Consider the following 13,138-nt stretch of genomic DNA (forward strand, 5'->3'; position numbering starts at 1 on the left):
AATGGGAAGAGCTTTTGAATTTCGTAAAGCACGTAAAATGAAACGTTGGTCAGCAATGAGTAAAGCCTTTACACGTATCGGCAAAGACATTGTAATGGCCGTGAAAGACGGTGGTCCTGATCCTGATACCAACGCACGCTTACGGGCCGTTATCCAAAATGCCAAGGCCGTAAACATGCCAAAAGACAATGTGGAACGCGCGATTAAGAGAGCATCAGATAAAAGTTTGGGCGATTTTAAAGAAGTGCTCTTTGAAGGCTATGCACCGCACGGGATTGCCATTTTAGTAGAAACAGCTACAGACAACAATACCAGAACGGTCGCCAACGTGCGCAGTTATTTCAATAAATGTCATGGGAACTTGGGAACTTCAGGTTCTGTCGTATTTATGTTTGACCATACCTGTAATTTCAGAATTGCCGCCGAAGGTTTAGATCCGGAAGAATTAGAATTGGAGTTTATCGATTTCGGAGCAGATGAAGTTTTTAAGGATGATGATGGGATCTTGATCTATGCCCCTTTTGAAAGTTTTGGTGCCATTCAATCGGAATTGGAGAAACGAGGTCTTGAAATTTTGTCCTCTGGCTTTGAACGTATTCCACAAGTAACTAAAAAGTTGACAGCTGAAGAAGTTGAAGATGTTGAAAAGCTTTTAGAAAGATTGGAAGAAGATGATGACGTCCAGAACGTGTATCATACGATGGAGGAGTAAAGACGTAAAGCACTGTTAATCACAAGTATAAACTTATTATCAGAAGCGAATGATTGTTGGTATTTGTTTGTTTTTCGAACTAATACTGAACTAATGAATTTCAGCTATTATCTATCGCCTTACCTAAAGATAAATGGGACACAATTGTTTAGGCTCAAAATTGAGCCCTACATTGATTCTGGTGTTTCGGTTGAAAAAATACAATGGGATGATAAAAGGAAAAAGGTCAAGAGGCATTCGCTCGAAGAAAAACTAAAAGCAAGTTTAGATTCGTTGATTGTTCCATTCAAAAGATAAATTACAACAATAAGGTGTCTCGACAAAACACAAAGACAACAAAAAATATGATTCAAGCCCATTTTTTAAACCTTACATATAAATTCTAATACAAAGTATCAATTTTTATGAATGTAGGTGGTAATCCTACATTTTTATTTTATAATGGGTGCGATGGAATTCACTACCATCCACTGAAACTGAAATTTTATGGTACGCTATATCTTTAAGGCCTTTATTCATCAAATCATTATTGGGTTTTCTCTTGGCTTTCAGGTTTATTAACAAAAATCAAAATAAACACAAATACCAAGACACTCATCATAGCCGTTAACATAAAGGCCACCGCTGCCCCGTAGTAGGTCCATAATAATCCTGCCAAGGCGCTAGCAATCATCAAGGCGATGCTTTGCAGTGCTACAAAAAGCCCAATTCCCGTACCTACTTCTTCTTTTTTACAGAGGCTCGCCACCCACGCTTTCGAAATTCCCTCGGTAGCTGCCATATATATTCCATAAATCCCGAACAGTACATAAAACAAGGAGTTGGTGCTCGCCTCAGCCATTCCAAAATAAATACCAGAAAAAAGAATTAAACCAAAAAGAAAGATCTTTTTGAGGCCCAAATGGTCCGCCAATAAGCCTAAAGGAAATGCCAAGAGCGCATACACCAGGTTGTAAAAAATGTATACCATAATCACGTGGTTCTCGTTCCCCGTTGCCTCGTTCACTCTGAGCAATAATAACATATCAGAACTATTAAAAAGAGCAAATGCGACTAATCCGATCATCAACTTTTTGTAAGCGGGCGTTGACACTTTCCAATATTTAAAATATGAAAAAAAACCTGGTGCTCCTTTTTGCTCTTGTGGTAGTACAGGCTTTTCCTTAATAAAATAGGTAAACGCCACCGAAATAATGGCAGGTACAAACGCTATATAAAAAAGCCATGCGAGTTTCCCTGGATAAAAATGCAGGAACAACAAGGCTAACGCAGGGCCAAAGACCGCTCCTAAAGTATCCCACCCTCGATGAAAACTGAATACCTGCCCTTTAGTCTTGAATGTAGATTCGTCTGAAAGAATTGCATCTCTTGGAGCCGTGCGCGAACCTTTTCCAAGTCGATCAATAGTTCTTGCAAAAAACACCCATACCGGAAATATAAAAACAGCCATCATCGGTTTGGCTATGGCGCTTAAAAAATACCCCATCCGCACAAACGGCATTCGCCTGCCAATCCTGTCGCTCCAATTGCCAAAATAACCTTTGCTCAATCCGGAAGTCGCTTCAGCAACACCTTCCAGCAAGCCTATCAGAAATATCGAAAAACCGATACTCTGCAGATAAACGGGAATAATGGGGTAAAGCATTTCGCTTGCGATATCAGCAAACATACTTACCAAAGAAAGTATCCAGACGACGCGTGAGATATTTGTAAATATTTTTTTCATGGCCGTTACCTATTTTTTAAAATTCGTCATCACAATTTGATAAGCCTGTTTTTTTAGCTTTCGGATTACCTTTTCCAAAGTGTGGTTTATTTATTGAAACAGAAAATTCAGGATTATCAAGAGAAGCATTTTTCATTGACCTCCTTAGCCTTAATCATTTTTAGATTTCAACGATAAGGAATTATGTGTTTTTAAGGTGGTTATCGGCGAACCCATCGTTCAGGTGTCTATACTATAAAGTTAACACTATTTGTTTTCTGCTCATATCTATCTTATCGGTAATATATAGTTATGTCAAAAAAATAATTCTTATTGTGAAAAATACGCATGCACACATATCTTTAAGTCTGCCGGTTGCTGAGCAAGATCAAATTATTGGCGAGTTTGCAATTACTCAGCAGTCTCTTATATTTCTATTTATTCATTTTAAAATTTGTAATTGAATAGATAAACCGAATATAATTTAACGATACCAAACATTCAACCGTCAAAGAATAAAATCATTTTACAATTAATGGTGTATGGAGACTGGTGATATCTGTTGAAACATAATCACCATTGATAATTGTTAAGTACAATCTATAATGATTATGGTTTTTCGGTATTTTTAATGATATTTTCGCATCCACTCCTATGTCCTTTATTGCAAGATAGTTTCCATATGCGTCACATTTCACCAATGACCACTCATACTTTAAACCCTTAATTTTAGAGGCAAATTGCCACCCCTCATCCTTTTGATATACCATAGCATGAAAAGTGTAAGTTTTATCATCATAAATTAACTTCGCGGGTTTGAAGATTTTAATTTTAGGCAATTCAATCTTACTACTATTCTGATTTAATTGAGCTGAAAGTGTTGCATATGATGGTTTATACCTACCTTTTCTATCGACTATTCCATCAAAATCAAGTTTATTACTCTCATGTTTGTCTTGCCAAGACATAATAAAGAAGGGGGTTTTATTTCTTACAATATTATGATCTTCTAAGAAATCACTTTCTATTCCGCTTAAAATATACTGCTTTTTTATTTCTTTTAAATATGCAACCACATCATCTAAATACTCAGGATCCTTAACCAACAGCCCTATAGCATCAATATTTTTTATGTTTGATAGTATCCGATTGATATGAAATATAGAATGTTGGTTAACTTCAACATCAACTATCAAAGGACGTTTAGCATCTATTTTTTTTATTTCAGCAACTAAATTTTTTAGCCATAATATGTATGATCTATTTTGATAAAGAATTGAAGGTTTATGGTAAAAGTTGTTTTGATTGTATTGAACGTCATTTTCAATATGCCAAGAAATAATGTTGTTGGAATCTTTGAGAGCACTAATTGATTTAAGGATGTCCGATTTTAAGGCTTCAGTTTTTAAAGAATCCACCATAAAATCGAGGTTTTCAGGGATCCAGAAACTATAAGAAATATTTAAACCACAAATTTTACTGATTTCTAAAACATTGTAATTATAAATGGAATTGTCTTGATATTTTATGGTATTTATTCCTAGACTTTTAAGGTTTTTAAAATCAGAAATTAATTTCTTCCTATTTAAAACATGGTAATCATTTTCCCAATTATGCCCTTGTTTAAGATTGATTCCTCTTATGTAAGGCATCTTTACCTCATTTGTATTAATCTCCGGGATTGTGGTCTTACCTTGGGGTAGTGGCTTTGGAATATAATCCGGTACATCCTTCTTAGCAAACATGTTAATTGTAGTTTGTTTTGAAGTTATGGACCAATCTAAATAATCATTGTATTTTTCGCCAGATGGCCAATTATTATCATATTTACTATTAAAATATATAATTGATTTTATTTCCTTAAAATCAGTTTCAATGGAGGTGACTGCATTATCTATCCAGTTTGAGGAAATTTCATTGGAATCATTTTTTAATGAACCAAATTCAGAAATGATTACAGGTGTCGAAGGAAGTTTTTTAAATTTATTATGAAATGGCATGTACAAAGAATCAAATTCTTGCCACTTACCATCCGCATTTAATTTTCCATAATTTAAAATATTAACTCCGATCCAATCTACATAGGCTTTACCAGGATAATAGGAATTTATATTTTTTGATTTCCACGGGTTCCATATCCATATAACATTGTCTGCCCCCTCTTTCTTAAAAATTTCATAGGTATGGATCCATGCCGATTTAAACTTTTCTGGCGCAGTATTTCCGTACATATACCAAGGATAAAAAGGATTGTCAAATTCGTGGGCAAATCTTAAGAAAATAGGTTTATTTATTTCTCTAAGCTTATTTGCAAAACGTACAAAATAATTGTCGAAATAACCATTTTCTATAAGGTCGTAAACGTGCTGACCATTTATTTCGCTACCAAATGTGTTTAACCAAGGTTCCCAAGTGATTACTGGCATGGATTTTTGATCATAGATAGTTGCGATTAAGTCATCGGGAAAACTATTTTCAAAATATTTATCCCATGCTACGTACAGCGAAATTAGATTGAATTCATTATCAACCATTGTGGATAGTTTATCAACATCAACCATATCTGTTAGACCACTATCTTCTTTAGGAGCGAAAACACCTACATAATTGATAGTATTTATCACATTTTTTTCTGGGGTAACTCCTCCCCACTTTACATAGTCTCCATAATATTGAAGGCCAGCACAACTGATCACAAAAAACAAAGTTAAAATGAGTGCGGATTTGTTGAAAAAGTTAAAAACTCCATTTCTCATTGCATTAGTATAAACGATATGATGATGAGCCGTGGCTGATTCAACAGATTTATTTTCACTATAGGCATAAACCAAAGTATAAAACATGAAAAAGGCATTGAGCAACGCAAAGCCAGACATGACTATTGAAAATGGTGTAAAATCCAGATACAGGCCATAAAAAACAGCAATTATTGATATGATGCCAATAATTAAGTTGGGTATTACTATTTTGAAACTAGTTACCTCTTTATCATCTTTGGGCGTTGGTAGGTAAGGCACTTTTTTTCTGATGATAGTATATATAAAACCTAACAGAAAGATCCACCAGGTACACATTAATAATAATCCACCCTGTAAATGTATGCCACGTTCACTTTTATACATCACCCATTTTTGCACATACACTCTAATGCATATTATAGAAATTAATACGGGCATATAAATAAGTCCAAACCTTATAACATTTCCTTTCCAGGGCAGGGAAGCATTAAATAACGATAAAATGGGAATTAAAAAACCTATCAGAAAGAATAGACCTGATAGGTAATGAAGAGGCAATATACCATAATGTAATTTTTGTCTCCAACTAAATTTTTTAAAAAGTTTGGGATACACTGAAACCAATAATTCTAAGGTACCTCTTGACCATTTTAATTGCTGCTTATAGTACGCCGTTAAAGATGCAGGAACCAATCCTTTTGTAAAAACTTCAGGCACATATATAGATTTCCATCCTTTAGCATGCAATTGCATGGCTGTATGCATATCCTCAGATAATCCCGCCGCATGTCCGCCAATTGAGTCTAAAGCCTTGCGTCTGAAAATACAATTGGCACCAATGGCATTAACTGTTCCATATGAATTCATGGACATCATCATAGGTCCATAAAAATGAAAGGTTTGTTGCGCTGCGCCTTCCGCAACGTAAGATTCATCGACATTATAATAAGCCTGAACTGTTTGTACGAACCCTATGGCATCATCATCAAAATACGGAATAATTTCTTCCAAAAAATTGGATTTCGGAATGTGATCAGGATCTAAAATAAGGCATAAATCTCCAGTGGCTTGTAATAAAGCATTGTTAATATTGCCCGCTTTTGCGTTGATCCTATTAGTTCTTGTGACATGGATAATATCATTTTCCTTACAAAAATTCTTTAAAAAAGCATCATTAGCTTCATCGCATAAAAAAGTTGTGTGAGGGTAACCCATTTTTTTTATGGCTAAAAGCGTCTGGGTAGTCATTTCATAAGGTTCGCCAGGGAAATACGTAGTAAGAACATCTACCGTAAATTGTTTCTTAGATATGGGTTTTTTAGGAATGCTAATATTCCAGTAATGATACCATATATATACAATTCGTAAGGTATCAAATAGAATTACAGCGGTCAGTAAAACGAATAAAAATGGGGTTTCAATCAATTCGGGCTGAATAAACCAATAAAAGAAGTTAAGCAAACTCAACAGTGCAATCACAATAATTGAACGGAGAATAAGGAGTTCCTTTTTACTTGGGCTTTTTATAATGTTATGGTCGGTCATTTCTTTAAAACATAAAAGGGGATGTTTGCTGTAGCGAAATTTCCTTTTCCATCGTATACATAGGCAAAAATCCTAAAAGGACCTTCTTTGTCGGGTATATTAAATGTTAAGGAATTTGCCTTCTTTTCAATAATACGTATGGATAGTTTTTTTGGTTGCCTCTCGTTTTCCGTTTGATTATAGTTCCACCCTTCATTAAAAACCTCCCACTTAAATTGATAGGTTGTGTCCAATGGACTTTCCATTATAATCTTAGCGGTTTTAATTTCATTGGCACTATAAATCAATGTATCATTTGCGCCTTGGTTATCTATAAGCATATATTTAATTTGTGGTGGCCAATCATTTTCGTTTTTTGGAGCACCCCAAAGCGATTTTAAACTATAGAAGACCTGTGATTTTCTTCCATCTTCATCAAAAACACTAAACCAGGTATGCGTGTGTTCTTGTTTTTGTCCCCAGAAAAACGCTAAATCCCCTAATGATGCTTCGTCTTTAAGAATATTTGCATTATACAGTTCAACATATTGCTCTGCTTTTTTTGTACTTGTTTGCTCTATAGGAACCAACCATGGCGTCATGGTTTCTTCCCATGGTCCATTGCTGCCATATTCACTTATATAATAAGGCAGCACATTAGTTACAATTGCAATTTTTTTCATTAGTGGCTTTATCATTTTAAGATTTCCAAAGGCATTAAAACCGATCACATCTAATTGTGGAGAATGTAAATGAATGCTTAGGGTTTGCGTTCTTGATGGAATCAAACATGTGCCTACGGGATGATTTGGATCTTCCTTATGTATCATATCAATGAGCTCATTGAACGTGTTTATAAAAGCATTCTTTCTAAACACCAATGGATAATCAAGTTCATTCCCTAAGTTCCAAAACAAAAGCGCTGGATGTTTTTTATACTTGTTCACCACTGTCTTGATACTATCCTTTAGTTCATTAGTCTTTTTTTCATCAGAATAAAAATTGTACTCCTTATTATATTTAGGTAGAGGAATATCAATTATTACTGCTAAATTATTTTGATGAGCCTCATCAAGTAGGGCTTCACTAATTGAGTCGTAAACACGAATAGTATTGGCGCCAATTTCAGATAAAGAATTTAGATAATGATGACCAGAAGCACCTCTAATCTTAAAAGGAGCACCATTTCTATAAAGTTTAAAACTGTTTTGATCCTTTGTTATATAAACTGTTTTTGTATCATCAGCAATTTTTGTATCGGAGTGGGTGTAGAAATATATTGCCATGGTTAAAAGCATGACACTTAATATAAGTAAGGAAACCCATTTTAATATTCGTTTCAACACATTTGAAATTTTGAAATGAATGTAATCAATAAAGTTATATCAATGAATTACTTCTGATTAAAAACCTAATAGAGATGATAAAGGGTGTTTTTAGAGATAAATAATCGATATAATGGTACCAAATTAGAATCCAGTCCATAATCATTACTTCTATTAGAATATATACCTAAAACCTAATAGATAATCACCTTCAATGGTGCCAAAAGTGAGCTCCAAATGCTCTAGTTGATATTCGTTTGTAAAAAGCAAAGTGCTTCCGATCCCAACAACTGCGCCGGCCAAAATATCCCAACCATCATGCCTTTGGGCATCGAGCCTGCTAAAAGCCGTAAATCCCGCTATGGCATATGCAGGAATACTATATTTAAATCCGTAGCGCTTGTGAATAAATGAAGCGCCCTGAAAGGTTGTGGAGGTATGGCCCGAAGGAAAAGCATAATCACCTTGATCATGAGGTCGTGGTTTATTTATGGATACTTTTAATACATAGGTAAGAGCTTGATTCAGTAAAAACCCCTTAGTAAATTGCCAGGTTCCCTGCCTATCTTCCTTAAATAAAGTAACTGTTAATACAGCGACCGGAACCACAAAAAAACCAATATCTCCTGCAGTTTCGACCCCTGACTTTTGAGCGTTAATCGTATAACAATTGAACACTAGAAATACAGTCATAAGTGGTATAATGATTAATTGCTTGAGCATAACTTTCGTTAATATAAAGTGATTTTCGTTAAAGCATTTCTCCTACGCAATGATCGCCATTTTTTTATTTTAATCAAATATAGAATTTAAATCTTTAGAAAAATTAAAACCTATTAAACCCTCATTATTAATGTCATACCAACGCATTTAAGGAGTCTCTTTTAACATAAACGGTAAGCGTTGAGTCCTTCATCGCCACTAATTCGCCAACAATTTGTGCATAAGAAAAGCGAGAAGGAAACAATTTAGATGTCCTTAAAAAACACTGATTAGGATTAATTATGGTCAAAAGCAATTTGCAAATCTAGAGGAAAATTAAAGCCCGATCTAAGGTCAACAAAAATCCCGAAACACAATAGCATTTCAGGAGTTTATCATTCTAAATCAATCACTTAAAAAATCGCTCAATCATTCTCATCATCATTTTATTTTTTAATTTATTTTTTTACAATCTTACCCTCTGGATTGATGGCAATTTCCATCTCGCTCTTCCCTTTTTCGATCATAAACTCATACAACATTCCCTCTTGGGTCTCAGAGATTTCAGCTTCTTCAATTTTGTAACCTGGATATGCACTCAATAAAGAAGACTTAATGTTTTGTGGAATGTCCTTTACATTTATTTGATGTTCGGTTTCTTTCCAAGTCCCATCTTCCCTAAAATTTGCAGAATATTTCGTGTTATTCATTTTGAACTCAGCTTCCCATTCGGTGGCATTTTCTTTATCCCATGTTACTTTGGTTGCTGTTGGGAATTTCTTTGTGAAGGCCTCTTTTACTTTTTGTGGCACCGGATCGCTTGATGTAAAAGCAAACATGACACAGACCAGAAATGTTCCTAAAATAATTTTTAATGTTTTCATCTTTTATCCTTTTTTAAATTAATCTTTTCGTAAATGTATAACTCAATTCTAAAGATAGATTAAAGGAATTCTAAAGGGTTTTTAAAGGCCAGTTATTATTATTATTATTATTATTATGGAACAACAAATCATTGAAGGCAATGAACTACTTGCGGCTTAGTTTATCAAAATTAGAGTCTCGACTTCTGTTTGGAATTCAATTAATTACAATCCCATTTTGAGTAGACAAATCCAAACGGGAACTTAAATTTTGATATCTGTTAAAAATCCTCTGATTGTCGTAAAATCACCTTCTTTCTTAATTTTTTGCAGAAATGTGTCAAACTTGTAGCACATTTTATCTCCTGAGATTTTCTTTATATAAACAGGAATATCAAATTCATTGAGATCTGCAAATTCCCAAGGGTGAAAATATAAATGTAAGTACCCATCTTTTTTTAAAGCTTTTAAACAAAAAAACAGGTATATCTTTAAAGCCATATTTTTAAAACTTAACCAAAACAAAGGAATCCTGAACAGGGTAGCTACTGAAAAAGGGACTATAATAATTCCAATATGCTTAACTATTTTTCGAGACTTATTGAAATTATTATATCTGTTAGGGATATATGTAGGATTTAAAGAGGAATCGTAATGATAGCCTGCTTCCTTTATAAGATGAGAATCTAATGTCTTAAGTCTTGGGCTTCGAATTCCAACGATTTTAGTACCTGAAATCTCTTCAAGCTTTTGTTTTGAAGATAAAACATGGTCCGGATTATAGTCAGAATGATAGCAAAGATGCGAGGCAAGTTCGTGGCCTTCATCCACAATTTTTTTATAAGCTCAGAATTATTTTCTGCGTAGTACGCAGTTGTGAAAAACGTAGCAATCACTGAATGCGCCTTTAAAAGTGCTAACACTGCTATTAAACCTTCGGTCGTGACCTCAAGTTGTCTTTTTTTAGTTATTGTTAGATGATATTCAATTGGCAAATCAAATTCCTCTAAATCCAAGGTTATCAGTAATTTATTGTTCTTGATTTGATTCCAATTATGGATACAAAATTAACGAATTCATTTAATATTGTTTTGAGTCTAAAATTTGTGAATTGAATATCTTCTCTTGGATGGACGTTTAAGCTTTTTATAGTGAGTTTTTGTTTTTTTACTTCTTTAAGGAATTCGAGTTCAAAATTAAAACTATCAATTTTTGTGGTTAAAAAAGCAATTCTTCCTTTTTTCATTAAATCCTTTTAAACCGGCTTGGGTGTCGATACGATTAAAGCCTAAGATTAAAAAATTGGAGCATCTTAAGCTAAATGATAATATGCGTCTAAATAAGGGTAAACTTCCATGATAATCATATGTTCTATTACTTATGATAACATCATTTTTTTGAATTTTCAAAGCTTCAAAAACATGATAAACAGCTTGCTCTCCAAAAGGAAAATCCCAATCTGAATATATATAATACTTTGAATTTGCATTTTTCAAACCCGTTCTAACAGCAAAACCTTTTCCTTAATTCTCAGGGTATGAAACTATTTCAACATTATCATACCTATTTCTTAGATAATTTTTTCCAGCTTCTAAATCACTTGTTAAACCATCATCTACCATTATAATTTTAAATGATGTTTTAATAAATAGTATGTTTATGACTTTAATAGAATCATCTAAAAGATTTACCCAATTTAAAATTGGGTTATAAATCGGCAAAACGATAGATAATTCCGGCTTTAGATTCATTTATGTTTTAGTTATTGCTCTTACCAACTTTGAGGTGAAAACCTCATAATTCACTACAAACCAATTTATTGAAAATAAATGACACCATTGTTAGAATCCACTGAAATTAAATCAGATAATTTTAGCGGGACAAGAAGGGCAATTTCACAAACTGCTAGGAAGAAAAAATCTGTTCTTAATAAAATCTCATATGAGCTATATTACTAGTTAAACACCAAAAAACATAACCAGCCACGGCTATAAAAAAATGGATCTATCGTAAGAGTATCCAATGCGATAAGGAGCATATAAAGTTGCGATCTCAAAGTTATTTATTAAACTTTATTTGGAATATGTGCTGTCCAAAGCCATTTCTTATTGAAGATTGAAAACGATAGGTTGGCGTAAACCCATAGTACTCACATATTTTGTTTACAATAGCAAGTCCTAAACCTGAGGATTGCTTATGATTTCCTTCCCTATACAAACGCACAAAAAGTTTTTCTGGTTGTATTAATTCCTGTTTGCCACTATTGGAAATCAACAGCGTATTGTCATTGGTAATAATAGCGATACGCTCCTCTCTATTTGTATATCTAATAGCGTTTGATATAAGATTACTCACTAAAATGTCAGCCAAAAATGGATCCATCACTACAGATAGTTCCGTTTCAGAATTATAAAACAGGTTATTTATTTCCAATTCCTTAAAATCCTCAATCTTTTTGTTTATTAATTCGGTAAGGTTAACGTTTTCTAATTTCACGAACTGATTATTATCTATTTTAGTAAGTGTTATGATTTTTTTATTGAGTTGTTTCAAACGTTGGATATCCATTTGAATGGAAGTTATTTGGTCAAACTGCTTATCACTGATGGCATGTTCATTAATGATGTTATCTATTTTTGCCTGAATAATGGCCAGAGGCGTTTGAATTTCATGAGAAACATTTTCTGTAAACTGTTTTAAGCCCTCATAATCCACCTTGACTTTACTGGTTAATAGTTCTATTTGACTTTTCAAATCCGAAAACTCCAACACATCACTATCTGCTAAGCGTATAGGTTCCTTTGAGGTTAATGAAAATTTTTTCATTACTTCTAAATTATCAAAGAACGGTTTCCATAACTCTAAATTTCTAGAAGTATTATAGTAGAAAAGAAATATAAAAGCCAACACAAAAATGCTGATGTTTGAAATAACAATGGCCAATAAAATATCCTCAGATTCTACAACCAAGGTTCGAATGGTGATGTGGTAGTATTCCTCGTTAATTTTTTTATAGGTTGAGAGTTCCCTAAAAAGTTCCATTTCGTCTTGAGAAGGGTCATAAATAAGTGTGTCCTTTAACACTTCCTGTTTTAAAGCGTCTACTTTTTTATTCTCTGTAACTGGTGGCAACGAATAGATTACTCCTTCATTTTTCAAGGCATTACTAACTCGTGCTTCAGCTGAATACAGCGCCTCCTCCACCTCCTTTTTGAGCAAGTTTTTTGTGTAGAAATAATGCGATATGCAACTAAGGATAGTTAGAACGAGCCCTGTCAAAATAAAGGTCTTAGAGGTTTTCCATATGAGTTTGGTCTTTTTTGCCACTTATGCTTGGTCTTCAATAAATTTATAGCCACTGCCATAAGCCGTTTTTATATACTTGGCACCTTCTGCAGTTAATTTCTTTCGTAAATTATTGATGTGCACGTATATAAAGTCGAAATTATCCAATACATCACTATGGTCGCCCCACAAGTGTTCTGCAATGATTTCTTTGGAAAGCACACGGCCTTTGTTTGAAATAAAAAACACTAACAAATCATATTCCTTTCGCGTAAGTGCAATTG

At 33.7% G+C, this 13,138-nt stretch carries 10 protein-coding genes; 1 reads left to right on the plus strand and 9 read right to left on the minus strand.

Annotation, left to right across the window (positions count from 1 at the left end; genetic code table 11):
* Nucleotide 1 precedes the first annotated feature (1 nt).
* Nucleotides 2-712 (plus strand): YebC/PmpR family DNA-binding transcriptional regulator, encoded by a 711-nt coding sequence (locus ABIQ28_RS04040; protein ID WP_348035469.1) that lies wholly within the window; start codon nucleotides 2-4, stop codon nucleotides 710-712.
* A 526-nt stretch (nucleotides 713-1,238) separates the two neighbouring features.
* On the opposite strand, the gene ABIQ28_RS04045 is transcribed toward ABIQ28_RS04040, so the two are convergent.
* From ABIQ28_RS04045 to ABIQ28_RS04085, 9 genes are all read right to left on the minus strand, one after another.
* The gene (locus ABIQ28_RS04045; protein WP_348035471.1) at nucleotides 1,239-2,438 is read right to left on the minus strand and encodes an MFS transporter; all 1,200 of its coding nucleotides are present in this window, start codon (nucleotides 2,436-2,438) and stop codon (nucleotides 1,239-1,241) included.
* Nucleotides 2,439-2,938: 500 nt separating this feature from the next.
* On the minus strand, nucleotides 2,939-6,700 hold the full coding sequence (locus tag ABIQ28_RS04050; RefSeq protein ID WP_348035473.1) for a glycosyltransferase family 2 protein: 3,762 nt from the start codon (nucleotides 6,698-6,700) through the stop codon (nucleotides 2,939-2,941).
* Entirely contained in the window at nucleotides 6,697-7,965 is a 1,269-nt protein-coding gene (locus tag ABIQ28_RS04055; RefSeq protein ID WP_348035475.1) for a glycoside hydrolase family 2 TIM barrel-domain containing protein, read from the minus strand. The genes ABIQ28_RS04050 and ABIQ28_RS04055 overlap by 4 nt, the downstream gene beginning before the upstream one ends.
* Nucleotides 7,966-8,178: 213 nt before the next feature.
* The gene (locus tag ABIQ28_RS04060) at nucleotides 8,179-8,697 is read right to left on the minus strand and encodes a phosphatase PAP2 family protein (protein WP_348035477.1); all 519 of its coding nucleotides are present in this window, start codon (nucleotides 8,695-8,697) and stop codon (nucleotides 8,179-8,181) included.
* A 467-nt stretch (nucleotides 8,698-9,164) separates the two neighbouring features.
* The gene (locus ABIQ28_RS04065) at nucleotides 9,165-9,590 is read right to left on the minus strand and encodes a PepSY-like domain-containing protein (RefSeq protein WP_348035479.1); all 426 of its coding nucleotides are present in this window, start codon (nucleotides 9,588-9,590) and stop codon (nucleotides 9,165-9,167) included.
* 243 nt (nucleotides 9,591-9,833) lie between these two features.
* A complete protein-coding gene (locus tag ABIQ28_RS04070; protein ID WP_348035480.1) occupies nucleotides 9,834-10,400 on the minus strand; it encodes a polysaccharide deacetylase in 567 nt (188 codons plus the stop codon).
* A gap of 692 nt (nucleotides 10,401-11,092) precedes the next feature.
* Nucleotides 11,093-11,320: a hypothetical protein gene (locus ABIQ28_RS04075; RefSeq protein WP_348035482.1), complete on the minus strand. Its 228-nt coding sequence runs from the start codon at nucleotides 11,318-11,320 to the stop codon at nucleotides 11,093-11,095.
* A gap of 307 nt (nucleotides 11,321-11,627) precedes the next feature.
* On the minus strand, nucleotides 11,628-12,788 hold the full coding sequence (locus ABIQ28_RS04080) for a HAMP domain-containing sensor histidine kinase (RefSeq protein WP_348035484.1): 1,161 nt from the start codon (nucleotides 12,786-12,788) through the stop codon (nucleotides 11,628-11,630).
* A 108-nt stretch (nucleotides 12,789-12,896) separates the two neighbouring features.
* On the minus strand, nucleotides 12,897-13,138 hold a 242-nt coding region (locus ABIQ28_RS04085), incomplete at its 5' end, for a helix-turn-helix domain-containing protein (RefSeq protein ID WP_348035486.1).

The sequence above is a fragment of the Gelidibacter sp. genome (assembly GCF_039916245.1).
Taxonomy (GTDB): domain Bacteria; phylum Bacteroidota; class Bacteroidia; order Flavobacteriales; family Flavobacteriaceae; genus Gelidibacter.

Coding starts and splice junctions, on each gene's coding strand:
- ABIQ28_RS04060 (WP_348035477.1), bottom strand. CDS start 8,697: ATGACTGTATTTCTAGTGTTCAATTGTTATACGATTAACGCTCAAAAG.
- ABIQ28_RS04055 (WP_348035475.1), bottom strand. CDS start 7,965: ATGGCAATATATTTCTACACCCACTCCGATACAAAAATTGCTGATGAT.
- ABIQ28_RS04050 (WP_348035473.1), bottom strand. CDS start 6,700: ATGACCGACCATAACATTATAAAAAGCCCAAGTAAAAAGGAACTCCTT.
- ABIQ28_RS04045 (WP_348035471.1), bottom strand. CDS start 2,438: ATGAAAAAAATATTTACAAATATCTCACGCGTCGTCTGGATACTTTCT.
- ABIQ28_RS04040 (WP_348035469.1), top strand. CDS start 2: ATGGGAAGAGCTTTTGAATTTCGTAAAGCACGTAAAATGAAACGTTGG.
- ABIQ28_RS04065 (WP_348035479.1), bottom strand. CDS start 9,590: ATGAAAACATTAAAAATTATTTTAGGAACATTTCTGGTCTGTGTCATG.
- ABIQ28_RS04075 (WP_348035482.1), bottom strand. CDS start 11,320: ATGAATCTAAAGCCGGAATTATCTATCGTTTTGCCGATTTATAACCCA.